The organism is Burkholderia arboris, from assembly GCF_902499125.1.
GTDB classification, from domain to species: Bacteria; Pseudomonadota; Gammaproteobacteria; order Burkholderiales; family Burkholderiaceae; genus Burkholderia; species Burkholderia arboris.
Map to the genome: position 1 here is coordinate 283,523 of NZ_CABVPX010000001.1, position 15,269 is coordinate 298,791.

Genomic DNA, 15,269 nt, shown 5'->3' on the forward strand with positions numbered 1-15,269 from the left:
ATGGCGCGCGCCCACGAGATGCTGACCGTCCAGTCCGGCGACGTGAAGCTCGCCGTCTACGTGAGCGGGTCGCGGCGCGCGCCGCCGCTGATCCTCGTGCACGGCTACCCCGACTCGGCGGCCGTGTGGGCGCCGATCCGCGCGCGGCTCGCGAAGCGCTACCGCGTGATCGCATACGACGTCCGCGGCGCCGGCGCGTCCGATGCGCCGCGCCGCCGCGCCGACTACACGCTCGAGCGGCTCGCCGCCGACCTGAAGGCGGTGGCCGACGCGACCTGCGGCGGCCGGCCGTTCCACCTCGTCGGCCACGACTGGGGCTCGATCCAGTGCTGGGAGGCCGTGACCGACCCCGCGTTCCGCGGCCGGATCGCGTCGTACACGTCGATCTCGGGCCCGTGCCTCGATCACGTGTTCCGCGCGAAGATGCGGCTCAAGCAGAGCCTGAAGTCGTGGTACATCGCGTTCTTCCACCTGCCGCTCGTGCCGTCGCTGGTGTGGCGGCTCGGCGGCGCGGCGCTGTGGCCGCGCTGGCTGCAGCTGACCGAACGCGTGCGCGCCGAGCGCGATCCCGTGCAGCTGAAGAATGCGTTGAACGGGATGCAGATGTACCGCGCGAACTTCCTCGCGCGGGCACGCAAGCCGCGCGAACGGTACGCGCAGGCGCCGGTGCAGATCCTCGTGCCGGTGCGCGATCGCTACGTGACGCCCGAGATGTCGGTCGGCCTCGACCGCTGGCTCGGCGACCACGTGCGGGAGGAAATCGACGGCAGCCACTGGATCGTGCTGCGCCACCCCGACATGATCGCGCAGCGGATCGACCGCTTCGCCTCCGCGCAGGAGCGGCCGGCGGTCACGACCGCCGCGGTTCAGCGCCCCGTCGGTGCCGGCAGGCGTCTGAACAGCGTCTCGTAGTCGACGACGAGCCCATCGTCGTCGATGTCCATCTCGGCCGTGAAATTCCGGAAGATCCCTTCGTAGCGGTAGCGCCGGCCCGGCTCGATGCACGCGTAGGCCTGCTTGACCGGCGTGACCATCAGGTCCGGCGTCGAGATGTACGCGACATCGATCGGCCGCCGCTCGCCGCGCGCGAGCCCCAGGCGGCCGATCGGCAGCGCATTCGTAAACGGCGTCGCCGCGATGTCGATGTCGATGCAGCCGTCGAGCCCGGGCAGCGCACGGCCTGAGCCGTCGCGCCAGTGGCCGGCGCCGTCGCTGCGCAACTCGAGCGTGCCGCCGCCCATCACCTTGAGCACCGCGTAGGCGACACGCCATTGCGCATCGCACTCGACGCGATACGCGAGCCCGTACGCGCGGCCGTACCGCTGGCCGACCACCGCGCTTTCGACGACGATCGCGCCGCCGCTCCGGTCGAACGTCAGATGTTCGACCCCGTCGCCCTCAAGCGACGCCCAACGCACTTCGCGCATCCTTTCGCCTCCCGGTTGCCCGATGTCGGGCATCGTCGCACGAATCCGCCGACGGAAACGCCGGCGAATGCACCCATTCGCTGGTCACGCCGATTTCGCATCGGAAAGCGTTCACGCAGCGCCGGTCAAACAGCGGCGCCGCGCCTCATTCCCCACCTCGGTGCATCCACGACAAATCCTGACTATCCAGAATTCCCTATTCCGGTGCATGGCATTGTGTCCTATGCTCGCGGCTCGTCCTGTTCCGCCGCCATCATGCCTACCGCCCGCCCCGTCCCGCCGTCGATCGACCTGCGTATCCTGCTGCGCGGCATCGGGCAGGTCGTGCTGCAGGCGAATGCGCTCACCGGCGCGCTGCTGCTCGCCGCGCTGGCGCTGACCGACCTGCGCCTCGCGAGCGCTGCGCTGGTCGGTTCGGCCGCCGCCAGCATGACCGCCGTGCTGACGGGCGCCGAGCGCCGCGACGTCGAACAGGGGCTGCACGGCTTCAACGGCGCGCTCGCGGCGCTGATCGCCGTACTGTTCGCGCCCCATCAACTCGCCGCCGTCGCGCTGGTGCCGCTGGTCTCGATCGGCGCGGCACTCGTGCAACGCGCGATGCGCGGGCCGCTCGCCCGCTGGCGCCAGTGCCCGTATTCGAGCCCGTGTCTCGCCGTCACCGCGCTGTGGCTGCCGTTTGTCGCGCTGCAGCATGCCGACGGCGCGACGGCCGCCCCCGCGCTGACGCTTGCTTCCACTGCCGACGCCCTCCTTTCAGGCGTCGCGCAGACCACCTTCGCGCAAGGCGCCTGGGCCGGACTGCTGATCGTCGCCGGCGTCGCCATCGCGTCGCGCCGCGCGGCCGCGTTCGCGCTCGGCGGCGCGATCGTGTCGACCGTGCTGCTGGTCGCGCTCGGCGCGAACGGCGCCTTGTTCGCCGACGGCCTGCTCGGCTTCAACGGCGCGCTCGCCGCATTGGCGCTGATGCCGCGCGGCCCGCGCGCGGCGCTTGCAGCCGCCGCCCTCGCCGCGCTGATCCAGTGGCTCGCGATGCGCGCGGGCCTCCCCGTGTTCACGGCCCCGTTCGCGCTTGCGTCGTGGGTGACCGTAGCCGTCGCGCGCCGCTTCACCCTCGGAGATCCCGATGTCGTCATTCGCACACCGTCCTGATGCCGTGAAACCCGGCGGCCCGATCTCGGACGCCGAACGCGCACGCCGCGTCGACCTCGCCGCCGCCTACCGGCTCGTCGCACTGAACGGCTGGGACGACCTGATCTACACGCACCTGTCGGCAACCGTGCCCGGCGAGCCCGGCCACTTCCTGATCAACCCGTTCGGCCTCACGTTCGACGAAGTGCGCGCGTCGAACCTCGTGAAGATCGACCTGGCCGGCAACCGGATCGGCGACAGCGAGCATGCGGTCAACGTGACGGGCTTCGCGCTGCATGCGGCCGTTCACGCCGCGCGCGCCGATGCCGTCTGCGTGATGCATCTGCACAATACGGCCGGGATCGCCGTGTCGATCCAGCGCGACGGGCTGCTGCCCGCGTCGCAGCACGCGCTGCGCTTTCACGGCGACCTTGCGTACCACGACTACGAGGCGCTCGCGTTCTCGCCGGCCGAAGGCGCGCGGCTAACCGCGAACCTCGGCGCGAGATCCGCGATGCTGCTGCGCAATCACGGCACGCTGACGGTCGGCCGCACCGTGGCCGAAGCCTATGTGCTGATGGATACGCTGATCAAGGCCTGCGACATCCAGGTGCGCGCGCAAGCAGGCGGCGGGCCGCTCGTGCTGCCCGACCCGGCGATCGCGGACCGCACCGCCGAACAACTGCGCGACGGCGGCGCGATCGAAGGCGAACTGGAATGGCCGGCGCTGCTGCGTCGCCTCGACCGGATCGATCCGTCGTATCGCGACTGACCTCGCAGCTGCATTCAACCGAATCGTCCAATCCCAACCGGAGCATTTGTCATGCCGACTTTCAATATCCAGCTGTTCGAAGGCCGCACCGTCGACCAGAAGCGCGAATTCGTCGAAGCGATCACGCGCGTCACCTGCGAGACGCTCGGCTGCGCGCCGGGCTCGGTCGATATCATCCTCACCGACGTGAAGAAGGAGAACTGGGCGACGGCCGGCAAGCTGTGGAGCGACGAGCGCTGAGCGTCGACGGCGCCGCCGCTTCGGCACCGCCCGCCCCGCACTGATTCACACGCTGCGGCGCCCGCGACGGGCGCCGCACGCGGCCGCCCCGGGCCGCCTGCGTTGTGCGCCCGCACATCGCTTTGTCACGCAATCGGCGCCATAATGCCGGACAGACGCAGCAGCCAATGGCCACCCGACGAGGAGACCGCCATGGAAGCGAAGAACGAGGAAGTCGTCGCACACCTGCTCTCCGATGTCGTCGAATTCGCGCGCGGGCGCCTGCCCGAAGCCACCTTCCGGATCGTCGAACCCTTCCTGCGTCACTACTACGATTTCGTCGACGCCGACGATCTGCAGAACCGCAGCATCGCCGACCTGTACGGCGCCGCGATGGCGCACTGGCAGACCGCCCAGAAATTCGTGCCCGGCAGCGAACGGCTGCGCGTGTACAACCCGATCCTCGAACAGCACGGCTGGCATTCCGATCACACGGTGATCGAGATCGTCAACGACGACATGCCGTTCCTCGTCGACTCGGTGACGATGGCCGTCAACCGCCTCGGGCTCGCGCTGCATTCGGCGCTGCACCCGGTGTTCCGGATCTGGCGCGGCGCGGGCGGCGGCATCGAGCGCGTCGACGCGGGCGGCGCGACGCCCGGCGACGGCCAGTCGCAACTCGCGTCGTTCATCCATTTCGAAGTCGACCGCTGCGGCGACGCCGCGCTGCTCGACACGTTGCGCGAGGACATCGCACACGTGCTCGGCGACGTGCGCGCATCGGTCGAGGACTGGCCGAAGATCGTCGACATTGCCCGCGCGACGATCAAGGAGATGAAAGCGCGCGAATCGACCGCGGAAGACATCGAGGCGCGCGCGTTCCTCGAATGGATGGCCGCCGATCACTTCACGTTCCTCGGCCAGCGCGACTATGCGCTGGTCTCGGACGGCACGGGCTTCGGCCTGCGCGGCATCGAAGGCTCGGGCTACGGCATCCTGCGCGAATCGCTGCGCCCGTCGGGCGCACCCGATGTGACGCCGCTGCCGCAGGCCGCCGCCGACATCATCACCGGCGCGTGGCCGATCTTCCTGACCAAGGCGAACTCGCGCGCGACCGTGCACCGGCCGGGCTATCTCGACTACGTCGGCGTGAAACTCGTCGGCGCGGACGGCAAAGTGACCGGCGAACGCCGCTTCATCGGGCTGTACACGTCGACTGCGTACATGGTGTCGAGCGCCGAGATCCCGATCGTGCGCCGCAAGTGCGCGAACATCGTGCGGCGCGCGGGCTTCCTGCCGAAGGGGCATCTTGGCAAGACACTCGTGACGGTGCTCGAAACCTATCCGCGCGACGAACTGTTCCAGGCCGACGAAGACCAGCTCTACGACATCGCGCTCGGCATCCTGCGGCTGCAGGAACACCAGCGCACGCGGCTGTTCGTGCGGCGCGACCGGTTCGACCGCTTCGTGTCGTGCCTCGCGTTCGTGCCGCGCGACAAGTACAACACCGACCTGCGCCGCCGCATCGCGAAGCTGCTGGTCGACGCGTTCAACGGCGTGAACGTCGAATTCACGCCGCTGCTGTCGGAATCGGCGATCGCGCGCATTCATTTCGTCGTCCATGCCGAACCGGGCACGATGCCCGACGTCGACACGCGCGAGCTCGAAACGCGGCTCGTGCAGGTCACGCGCCGCTGGCAGGACGATCTCGCCGACGCGCTGCTCGACGCATTCGGCGAAGAGCAAGGCAACCGCCTGCTGCAACGCTATGCCGATTCGTTCCCGGCCGGCTATCGCGACGACTACCCGGCGCGCACGGCCGTGCGCGACATCGAGCTGATCGAGCGCGTGAAGGACACCGGCCAGCTCGCGATGAACCTGTACCGCCCGATCGAGGCCGAGCCGCGCGCGTTCCGCTTCAAGGTCTATCGCGCGGGCGACCCGATCGCGTTGTCGCGCAGCCTGCCGATGCTCGAGCATCTCGGCGTGCGCGTCGACGAGGAGCGGCCGTACCGGATCCAGACGCAGGACGCGACGCACGCGTGGGTACACGACTTCGGTCTTGAACTCGCCGACGATACCGAGTTCGACATCGAGCGCGTGAAAGACCTGTTCGAAGACGCGTTCGACCGGATCTGGAGCGGCCGGATCGAGAACGACGATTTCAACCGTCTCGTGCTGCGTGCGCACCTGAGCGCGCGCGAAGTGACGATCCTGCGTGCGTATGCGAAATACCTGCGGCAAGTCGGCTCGACGTTCAGCGACGCGTATATCGAACGCGCGCTGACCGGCAATCCGGCCATTGCGCGGCAACTCGTCGAGCTGTTCCTGCTGCGCTTCGACCCGGCCACCGGCGACACGCGCGACGTGCAGGCCGAACGGCTGCTGAAAGCGATCGAAGGCGCGCTCGACCAGGTGCCGAACCTCGACGAGGACCGCATCCTGCGCCAGTTCCTCGGCGTGATCAACGCGACCGAGCGCACGAACTACTTCCTCGTCGACGCGAACGGCGAATCGAAACCGTACCTGTCGTTCAAGTTCAATCCGGCGAAGGTACCGGGCCTGCCCGAACCGAAGCCGATGTTCGAGATCTGGGTGTATTCGCCGCGTGTCGAAGGCGTGCACCTGCGCGGCGGGCGCGTCGCGCGCGGCGGCCTGCGCTGGTCGGATCGCCGCGAGGATTTCCGCACCGAGGTGCTCGGGCTGATGAAGGCGCAGATGGTGAAGAACGTCGTGATCGTGCCGGTCGGCTCGAAAGGCGGCTTCGTCGTGAAGAACCCGCCGCCGCCGAGCGATCGCGAAGCGTGGATGCGCGAAGGCATCGCGTGCTACCAGACTTTCCTGCGCGGCCTGCTCGACCTGACCGACAACCTGGCCGGCAACGCGATCGTGCCGCCGCCCGACGTGGTGCGTCACGACCCCGACGATCCGTACCTGGTCGTCGCCGCCGACAAGGGCACGGCCACCTTCTCCGACTACGCGAACGCGATCTCGCACGAATACGGCTTCTGGCTCGACGACGCGTTCGCGTCCGGCGGCTCGGTCGGCTACGACCACAAGAAGATGGCGATCACCGCGCGCGGCGCGTGGGAATCGGTGAAGCGGCACTTCCGCGAGATGGGCATCGATACGCAGACGACCGACTTCACCGTGGTCGGCGTCGGCGACATGTCGGGCGACGTGTTCGGCAACGGGATGCTGCTGTCGCCGCATATCCGGCTCGTCGCCGCGTTCGATCACCGGCACGTGTTCCTCGACCCGAACCCCGATCCCGCGACGAGCTTCGCGGAGCGCGCACGCCTGTTCGCGCTCGAACGCTCGAGCTGGGCCGACTACGATCCGGCCGCGATTTCGTCGGGCGGCGGCGTGTATCCGCGCACCGCGAAGACGATCCCGCTGTCGCCGGCCGTGCAGGCCGCGCTCGGCATCGACGCGCACGCGCTGCCGCCGACCGAGCTGATCCGCGCGATCCTGCAGGCGCCGGTCGACCTGCTGTACAACGGCGGCATCGGCACCTACGTGAAGGCCGCGCGCGAAACCCACCTGCAGGTCGGCGACCGCGCCAATGACGCGGTGCGCGTGAACGGCGCGGACCTGCGCTGCAAGGTCGTCGGCGAAGGCGGCAACCTCGGCTGCACGCAGTTCGGCCGCATCGAGTTCGCGCAGCGCGGCGGCCGCATGAATACGGATGCGATCGACAACTCGGCCGGCGTCGATTGTTCGGATCACGAAGTCAACATCAAGATCCTGCTCGGGCTCGTCGTGTCGGACGGCGAAATGACCGAGAAGCAGCGCAACGCACTGCTCGCGGCAATGACTGACGAAGTCGGGCTGCTCGTGCTGCGCGACAACTACTACCAGACGCAGGCGCTGTCGATCGCGGGCCGCTATGCGGTCGAACTGCTCGACGCCGAAGCGCGGCTGGTGCGCTGGCTCGAACGCGCGGGCCGGCTGAACCGCGTGATCGAATTCCTGCCGACCGACGACGAAGTCGCCGAGCGGCAAGCCGCGAAGCTCGGCCTCACGTCGCCGGAGCGCGCGGTGCTGCTCGCGTACAGCAAGATGTGGCTCTACGACGCGCTGCTCGAATCCGACGTGCCCGAGGATCCGCTGGTGGCCGCGATGCTGGTCGACTACTTCCCGAAGCCGCTGCAGCAGCGTTTCAGCGAACCGATGGGCCGCCATCCGCTGCGCCGCGAGATTCTCGCGACGCACCTGACCAACGCGCTCGTGAATCGCGTCGGCTGCGCATTCGTGCACCGGCTGATGGAGGAAACCGACGCGAAGCCGGGCGACATCGTGCGCGCGTGCATCATGGCGCGCGACGTGTTCGATCTCGATGCGGTATGGCGCGACATCGACGCGCTCGACAACCGCGTGGCCGACGACGTGCAGGCGCGCATGTTCGTCGACGTCGCGCGGCTGCTGGAGCGCGCGGCGCTGTGGTTCCTGCGGCATCTGCAGTCCGGCGCGGTGGCCGACGGCGGCGTCGCCGAGCTGATCGCACGCTGCCGCGATGCGGCAGAGCGGCTGGCGCCGCAACTGCCGTCGCTGCTGCCGGCCGACGATCTCGATGCGCTGTCCGAGCGGCAGCGCGTGCTGGTCGAAGCCGGCGTCGACAGCGCGCTCGCGGTACGCGTCGCGAGCGGCGATATTTCAGCGGCGCTGCTCGACATCGCCGAAGTGGCCGCGACCAGCAACCGCAGCCTCGAACTCGTCGCGGGCGTCTATTTCTCGCTCGGTACGCTGCTCAATTACGGGTGGATCAGCGAGCGCGCGGCGACACTGCCGACGCCGACGCACTGGGACATGCTGGCGCGCGCGGCCGCGCTTGCGGAAGTCGCGCGCCTGAAGCGCACGCTGACGACGAGCGCGCTCGCGGAATCGCCGGATTCGACGACGCCCGAGACGATCGTCGGCGCGTGGCGCGAACGCCGCGAGGCCGCCCTGGCCCGCTACGAGCACCTGCTCACGGACCTGCGCGCATCGGGCGGTGCGAGCCTGGCGGTGCTGCTCGTGGTCGTGCGGGAAATGGCCGTACTCGAACGCGCGTGACGGGCGTCACGAACGCGACGGATCAGACCGTCGCGACCAGCAGCGCTTCGGCGTTGTTCGGCGGCCGCAAGCCGTCCGTGCGATCGGCGAAGTAACGGCGCGTCAGGTCGGCGGCCGACACGTGCGCGGCCTTCGCAAAACCGGCCGCCAGCGCAAGCGCCTGGATCTGCGCCGGCATGAAGAAGCTGATGAACGGCGTACCGCTCGCACGTGCGCCCTTCGCGGCCATTTCCAGCCCCGGACGCACGTCCGGGTCCGCGTGTTCCAGCGGCAGCAGGAACGTCATCGCGAGCGTCGAGCCCGGCGCGAGCGACGCGACTTCGCGCAGCGCGGCCGCGTTCGCCTCGCGCGTCAGGTACATGCTGACGCCGGTGGACACCACGACGGCCGGCTTGCCGGCATCGAAGCCGGCGCCGACGAGCGCGTCGCGCCACGACTGCTTCGCCTCGAAATCGACCGGCACGAACCGCAGCCAGCCGGGCACGCCGTAGCCGAGCTCGGCCAGGCGGCGCTGCTTCCAGGCCTGCGGCGCCGGCGGGTCGACTTCGAAGACGGTCACGCGCGACGCCATCTCCGGCCGGCGCTGCACGAAGCTGTCGAGCCCGGCGCCGAGGATCACGTACTGGCTCACGCCGCGCGCGGCCTGCTCGGCCACGAGATCCTCGATGAAGCGCGCCCGCGCGACGATCGACGCGCGAAACGGCCGCGTGAATTGCGGATCCATGTCGCCGCGCTGCTGCCAGCCCGGTTCCGGCGCGAGCAATCGAAGCCCGACTTCGTCGGCAAGCACATGCGGGGGGGCGTCGAGTTCGACGTGCAGCGCGCGCCACAGCGCGACGCGGGCGGCCGTGCTGTCGGGGGCGCCTTCGCGGAGGTCGGTCATGCCGGCCTCACGCGCCTTGCTTGCCCGGCGCCTGCAGGCGCCACACGCGGCCGTCCGGGTCGCGCACGGTCATGTCGCGCGTGCCCCAGTGAGTATCCTCGAACGGCGTGACGACCTCGACGATCGGCTGCGGCTGCACCGCCTGCTCATCGGGCACCTTGAGCACGACCTGCATGGCCGGCGTCTCGCCCGGCGGCACTTCGGCGATGAACAGGAACGGACCGTCGCCGCTGCGCAACTGGCCCGAGTGGTGATCGGTTTCGAATTCCAGCTTGAAGCCCAGCGCCTGGAAGAACTTCGCCGACTTGCCCCAGTTGTGCGTCGTCAGGTACACGGCTTCGATTCGCTCGGATGACATGTCACTCCTCCTTGGTGGACGGCGCCGCGCCCGGCGGCGGCGCGGCCAGGTACGCGCGCAATGCATCGGCCACCAGCGCGGACAGCGACTGCTCCGTTTCGATGGCGCGATGCTTGACCTGCCGGATCAGGCCGAGCGGCAGGTACACGTTGAATTGCTTCACTTCTTCGTCGGTCATGAATACTAGTATGCTAGCAATCTAGCAAATGTCAACCGCGCCTGCGGCGGAATGGATCGATTGCATCGAGGCGCGGCCCGCAGGCGGGCCGCTTGCGCGCATCGTGCGTGCGCGTTACCGCGCGGCCAGCCGCGTGAACAGCGCGTCGAGATCGAAACCCGCCGTATTGATGCCGATCGTGTCGCGCAGGCACGCGCCCCACTCGGCTGCGTTGTCGAACGTGACGGTGCGCCCGGCGCCCGCCGCGTCGCGCAGCGTCAGCGCCGTGTTGAGCAACGCCGCACGGCCGTCCGGCAGCACGCGGCATGCGATCAGGTCGTTCACGAAGATCGATTCGGGATACGTCGACGTGAACCAGTTCGCGGCGTCGTAATCGATCCATTCGGCCGGCTTCAACGAGAAGCGGTAGGTCGTCTGCCAGCCGTCGGGGATCTCGAACTGCATGTCGAATTCGCCGTCGACCGGCGCGTCGACCACGCGGAACGCGCCATGCGGGGTCAATTGCCGCTCGCCGGGCACGAAGCGCAGCGGCGCGGTCAGCGTCGCGCTGCCGAAGCCGATGTCCGCGAGCCACGCCGCGCCGTCGAGATCGATGCGCAGCAGCATGTGCGTCTGCGCCGTGACGATCTCGGGCGGCCGCATCCAGCGCACGCGCGCGATCAGCGGCGTCACGCGAAAGCCGATCGTCGTGAGCGCGGCATGGAACAGCTTGTTGAGTTCGAAGCAGTAGCCGCCGCGGCGGCGCTCGATCACCTTGTCGACGATCGCGGGCAGGTCGAGCGCGACGCGTGCGCCGGTCAGCGGATTGAGGTTTTCGAACGGGATCGCCTGCGGATGCAGCAGATGCAGCCTGCGCAACACGTCGAGCGTCGGCTCGACCGGGCCGTCGTAGCCGATGCGGGAGAAATAGCGCGAGAGGTCGAACGAGTCAGTCATGAACCGGCACCGATAAAAGGGACACGCCACGATAGCATCGCGCGACATCCCCATGTTGTGCGGCGCGATCGTCCGTCGCCGCGCGCGATGCCGGCACCGCATCGCGCGCACCCGCACGACGTTACGGCAGCAGCTTCAGCGCGGACGCGGCGACCGACGGCACCGAAATGCCCTGGCTCGTCGCGAACTGCACGGCCTGGCTGAGCGTCGCGGCAAGCGACTGCAACTGGCCCGGCGCGCTTTGCGCGATATACGACGCGGCCTGCATGTTCTGCGGATTCAGGCCCGACTGCAGCAGCGACGCCGCACTCGTCGAACCGAGATTGCCGAGCCCCGACTGCAGTTGCGAATACTGCGTGAGCCCCTGCCCGAGCGACGCGAGGCCGTTGCTGAACGCCTGCTTGTCGACCGGGCCGTGCGTTGCGCCGCCGCTCGCGAACGCCTGGCCGAGCGCCTGCGACACCGACTGCTGCGCGCCACCCATCTGCGACAGCGCGGCCGGCGTCAGCGCATCGCCGCCGGACAGCTGGCTCGCGGCTTGCTGCGCCTGCCCGGCCGCACCCGTCAGCCCCATCGCCGACGCGAGCGACGACTGGCCGGTCAGCACCTGCTGGTTCGCGCCGACATACGCCTGCAGCAACTGCGCGACACCGCCCTGCGCGGGCGCAGCTTGCTGCTGCCCGCCGGCGCCGCCGAGCAGCGATGCGCCGATCGATTGCAGGTCGAGCTGCGCGTGTGCGGCGCTACTGATCAGGATGCCGAACGCGATGCCTGCCGAGGCCAGGTGCCGGCCCGTCGCGCGAATGTGCTTCATGTGTTTCCCTCGTGCCCGAATTGTCGAGGCGATATTGTCGAAGCGCGTCGCGCGCCGCCGCAACGACTGAAACACATCGAAACGAAATCAGGCCACGCGACCGCTTGCAATTCGGCGACCAACGGACACCGGCGCGCAGATTCGCGCGCGTTTGCCGCGCGATGTCATGCACGTCCTGCGATTCGTTCTCCGGTTGCATCAATCGAGGCAGGTTCCGGCATGCGCCGGCGGCGCAACGCATCGCCTCAAAACGAAACGGGCGGCTCGCCGCCGCCCGTTTCGCCCGCCTGCTACCGGCTTCCCGCCGGTCGCGACGTTACGCTGCCATCCACGCCGGCAACCGCTGGCTGACCCAGTCGGCCGCTTGCTCGTAGCCGCGTGCGAGCTGCAGCACGGCGAGATCGGCGCGCGGGCGTCCGATCAGCTGCATCCCCATCGGCAGCCCCGCGTCGTTGAAGCCGACCGGCACGTTGATCACCGGGCAGCCCGCCAACGTCCACGGCACGACCGTCTCCATCCAGCGGTGGTAGGTGTCCATCGGGCGGCCCGCGATTTCTTTCGGCCAGCGCTGGTCGACGTCGAACGGGAACACCTGCGCGGTCGGCGCCGCGATGAAGTCGTAGCGGTCGAAGAAACGCAGCACGGCCTGATGCCACGCGGTGCGCTCGACGCTCGCGTCGAACACGGCCGCGCCCTGCATCGCGAGCAGCCCTTCGACCTCGTAGATCGCCTCGGGCTTCAGCAGCGCGCGCCGCGCCGGGTCGCGATAGTGCGCGAGCAGCCCGCCGCCCGACAGCAGGTGCCGGTGCGCGAGCCACAGGCGCCAGATCCGGTCGGGCGCGAACGCCGGCAGCGCGGCATCGACGTCGCAGCCGATCTCGCGCAGCGTCGCCAGCCCCTGCTCGCACTGCGCGAGCACGCCGGCCTCGGTCGCGAGATAGCCGTTCCAGTCGCCGACCCACGCGATGCGCTTGCCGCGCAGGTCCGCATCGAGCGGCTGCGCGAACACGGCCGGATCTTCCGCGAGCGACAGCGGATCGTTCGCGTCGTAGCCGGCCTGGATCGCGAGCAGCTGCGCGACGTCGCCGACGGTGCGGCCCATCGGCCCTTCGATGCCGAGCTGCTGCATGTACACGTCGACGCCCGGCCAGCGCGGCACGCGGCCCTGCGACGGACGAAAGCCGTAGATGTTGCAGAACGCGGCCGGATTGCGCAGCGAACCGCCGAAATCGCTGCCGTCCGCCACCGGCAGCATCCGCGCCGCCAGCGCCGCCGCCGTGCCGCCGCTGCTGCCGCCCGCGCTCTTCGTCAGGTCGTACGGATTGCGCGTCGCGCCATAAACCTCGTTGAACGTGTGCGAACCGAGCCCGAACTCGGGCGTATTGGTCTTGCCGATGAAGATCGCGCCGGCCGCGCGCATCCGCGCGACGCCGACGGAATCGGCCTGCGGCACGTTCTCGCGGAAGATCGGCGAGCCGTAGGTCGTCCGCAGCCCCTTCGTCATCGCCAGATCCTTCGGCGCCTGCGGCATCCCGTGCATCCAGCCGCGGTACTCGCCGCGCGCCAGCTCGGCATCCTTCTGCGCCGCTTCGGCGAGCAGCGCATCGCGGTCGCGCAGCGCGACGATCGCGTTGACCGCGCCGTTCACGCGCTCGACGTGGTCGAGATACGCGCGCATCGTCTCGACGCACGACACCGCCTGGCTGCGGATCGCCGCGGCGAGCTCGCTGGCCGACAGGCGCACGATCGGATCGACGGAAATGGAAGCGGAGGCGAGAAACTGCGGGGCGCCGTGCGGCATGCGGGGTCTCCTGGAATCGGGATGGAATGGCGGGCCGCGTAGCGGCGGCGATCGCTCCCGGGCCGGCCGGGAGAGGCCGCGCCGCGGCCGATGTTCTACTCTACGCGACGCCGGATCGGCGACCTCCGATATTTTCCGTCGCGATTCATTGCGGATCCGACTAAATCGGGGCGGCGCCTACCGGACCGCTCACGCCGTTCCGGCCGATGAAATCGTTTATGCGCATAAACTAAAATTTCTTATATTTCTAATAGGCGCGTCACGCGGCCGCACGCGTTAACGCGATTTTTATGCGGCCGCCCGATTTCTTTAGATGGCTCGATCCGGCCGCACGCTACGCTGGAAGCATCTCGTTCCCTGGACATCGTTCATGCTCAAGCTGCTGGTTCCGGTCGGTCACTCGCCCCGCTCGCTTCAGGCGGTTCGCCACGCGACATTCCTCTATCGCGAACGGTGCGCGTCGGAGATCGTGCTGATCAACGTGCAGGCGCCGCTCGAATCGACGCGGCTCGAGGCCTATTACCCGCTGTCGCGGCTGCGCTCGATCGAGGAGAAGTTCGCGTCCGACGATCTGGCGATGGCGGAACGGATTCTGCGAGAGGCCGGTGTCAGATACACCGTCGTGATGAAGGTCGGCCCGGTGGCCGACACGATCGCAACCGCGGCAGCCGAGACCGGCTGTGACGAGATCGTGGTGGTCGCGCCGCGGCACGATCCGCTGCATGCGCTGATGTCGGTATTTCGCCGCAGCGTGATGAGCCGGCTGGTGCGCATTTCGAACGTGCCGGTGACGGCCGTGCAATGACGGGCATCCGGCACGGCGGCGCAGCTGACGCCGGCCGCCCGACGGGCCCGCAGCCTTGCGCCCGCGACCGTCGAACGTGCGACGAAGGACGAGGGACGTGCGGGCGCCGTGCATCGCACGCGTACCCGCCATCGTGCAGCACTCAGTCGATGACCTTGCGCCAGAACACGAAATACGCGGCAGCCGACGACGCCATCAGCAGGATGGCCCACAACGGGGCAAGACTGATCAGGACGGAAGAGACGTTCAACATTTGGATTCCTCACTATTTCGACAGCGCTGTTCAACACGCACCTGCTTGCCGGAACCGATGCATTCATCCGCCATCGCGTTCCGTCAAATCATGTATTCATGCTATCGCTTTGAACGTCCGCACAACCGTCTCCGCCTGACCGTACCCTGACATTCGTCAAACTCGCGCGAATCGCGCGCCGGGCCGCGCCCCCTCCTTTCCACGCAAAATCCGGAAAACAGGACGGGATCACCCCGCCCGCCCCGCCACCTTTTTCAGCAGACGTTTACCGGGGGAAGCCCCAAGTGCTTCGTCAAACGTGTCCGCGTTACGCTTGGGCAACGAGGAGACAAACCATGAGACGAGCCGTACATATCGCTGTTTTTGCGCTGCTGGCCTATCTCATCGGCGATCGCGCGATCCTGCATGCGCAGGGCCGCGACGCCAGCCCGCTCGCGTGCGAGCAAGGCGCCGCGCAGGTCAAGGCCGACGCGCTTGGCCGCGGTTTCGGCGAAGCCGCCGCCGGCAGCCAGAGCGAGGCCTTCATGTCGGGCTGCCTGGTGACCGGTCGAGGCAATCAGGACGTCGCGCTGGCGAACCGTTGACGGGAATCCGGTGACGTGCCGGTCGCGTTCAAGTCGAAATGGCCGAACCGAAGCCG

General features: G+C 68.7%; 14 protein-coding genes. 7 read left to right on the forward strand and 7 right to left on the reverse strand.

The window, feature by feature from the left end:
- Complete coding sequence (locus BLA15945_RS01240) at positions 1-912, forward strand: alpha/beta fold hydrolase (RefSeq protein WP_059240163.1); 912 nt, start codon at positions 1-3, stop codon at positions 910-912.
- Here the strand turns inward: BLA15945_RS01240 and BLA15945_RS01245 are convergent.
- Complete coding sequence (locus BLA15945_RS01245; protein ID WP_059240162.1) at positions 867-1,427, reverse strand: putative glycolipid-binding domain-containing protein; 561 nt, start codon at positions 1,425-1,427, stop codon at positions 867-869. The genes BLA15945_RS01240 and BLA15945_RS01245 overlap by 46 nt on opposite strands.
- A 255-nt stretch (positions 1,428-1,682) precedes the next feature.
- On the opposite strand from BLA15945_RS01245, the gene BLA15945_RS01250 reads away from it, so the two are divergent.
- The 4 genes from BLA15945_RS01250 (at position 1,683) to BLA15945_RS01265 (ending at position 8,601) form a co-directional block, all read left to right on the forward strand.
- Positions 1,683-2,576 (forward strand): urea transporter, encoded by an 894-nt coding sequence (locus BLA15945_RS01250; protein ID WP_174991269.1) that lies wholly within the window; start codon positions 1,683-1,685, stop codon positions 2,574-2,576.
- Positions 2,551-3,327, forward strand: coding sequence for a class II aldolase/adducin family protein (locus BLA15945_RS01255; protein ID WP_059240158.1), 777 nt, complete (start codon positions 2,551-2,553; stop codon positions 3,325-3,327). Before BLA15945_RS01250 ends, BLA15945_RS01255 begins: the two co-directional genes overlap by 26 nt.
- A 51-nt stretch (positions 3,328-3,378) precedes the next feature.
- Positions 3,379-3,567 (forward strand): 4-oxalocrotonate tautomerase, encoded by a 189-nt coding sequence (locus tag BLA15945_RS01260; protein WP_011354745.1) that lies wholly within the window; start codon positions 3,379-3,381, stop codon positions 3,565-3,567.
- A 192-nt stretch (positions 3,568-3,759) separates the two neighbouring features.
- Positions 3,760-8,601 carry an NAD-glutamate dehydrogenase gene (locus BLA15945_RS01265; RefSeq protein ID WP_174991270.1) on the forward strand — a complete coding sequence of 1,614 codons (4,842 nt, stop codon included), beginning with the start codon at positions 3,760-3,762 and terminating at the stop codon, positions 8,599-8,601.
- Positions 8,602-8,623: 22 nt separating this feature from the next.
- On the opposite strand, the gene BLA15945_RS01270 is transcribed toward BLA15945_RS01265, so the two are convergent.
- The 6 genes from BLA15945_RS01270 to BLA15945_RS01295 all read right to left on the reverse strand — a co-directional run bounded on the left by BLA15945_RS01270 (position 8,624) and on the right by BLA15945_RS01295 (position 13,571).
- Entirely contained in the window at positions 8,624-9,484 is an 861-nt protein-coding gene (locus BLA15945_RS01270; protein WP_174991271.1) for a class I SAM-dependent methyltransferase, read from the reverse strand.
- A gap of 7 nt (positions 9,485-9,491) precedes the next feature.
- A complete protein-coding gene (locus tag BLA15945_RS01275) occupies positions 9,492-9,842 on the reverse strand; it encodes a VOC family protein (protein WP_059240152.1) in 351 nt (116 codons plus the stop codon).
- Between the two features lies 1 nt (position 9,843).
- Positions 9,844-10,020 (reverse strand): ribbon-helix-helix protein, CopG family, encoded by a 177-nt coding sequence (locus BLA15945_RS01280; protein WP_059240150.1) that lies wholly within the window; start codon positions 10,018-10,020, stop codon positions 9,844-9,846.
- 114 nt (positions 10,021-10,134) lie between these two features.
- A complete protein-coding gene (locus BLA15945_RS01285; RefSeq protein WP_174991272.1) occupies positions 10,135-10,956 on the reverse strand; it encodes an arylamine N-acetyltransferase family protein in 822 nt (273 codons plus the stop codon).
- Between the two features lie 121 nt (positions 10,957-11,077).
- Complete coding sequence (locus BLA15945_RS01290; RefSeq protein ID WP_174991273.1) at positions 11,078-11,770, reverse strand: hypothetical protein; 693 nt, start codon at positions 11,768-11,770, stop codon at positions 11,078-11,080.
- 316 nt (positions 11,771-12,086) lie between these two features.
- On the reverse strand, positions 12,087-13,571 hold the full coding sequence (locus BLA15945_RS01295) for an amidase (protein WP_059240144.1): 1,485 nt from the start codon (positions 13,569-13,571) through the stop codon (positions 12,087-12,089).
- A 370-nt stretch (positions 13,572-13,941) separates the two neighbouring features.
- Between BLA15945_RS01295 and BLA15945_RS01300 the strand changes: the two genes are divergently transcribed.
- Both BLA15945_RS01300 and BLA15945_RS01305 read left to right on the forward strand, forming a co-directional pair.
- Positions 13,942-14,376 (forward strand): universal stress protein, encoded by a 435-nt coding sequence (locus BLA15945_RS01300; protein ID WP_059240142.1) that lies wholly within the window; start codon positions 13,942-13,944, stop codon positions 14,374-14,376.
- A gap of 588 nt (positions 14,377-14,964) precedes the next feature.
- Positions 14,965-15,213, forward strand: coding sequence for a hypothetical protein (locus BLA15945_RS01305; protein WP_059240140.1), 249 nt, complete (start codon positions 14,965-14,967; stop codon positions 15,211-15,213).
- The last annotated feature ends 56 nt before the right edge of the window (positions 15,214-15,269 follow it).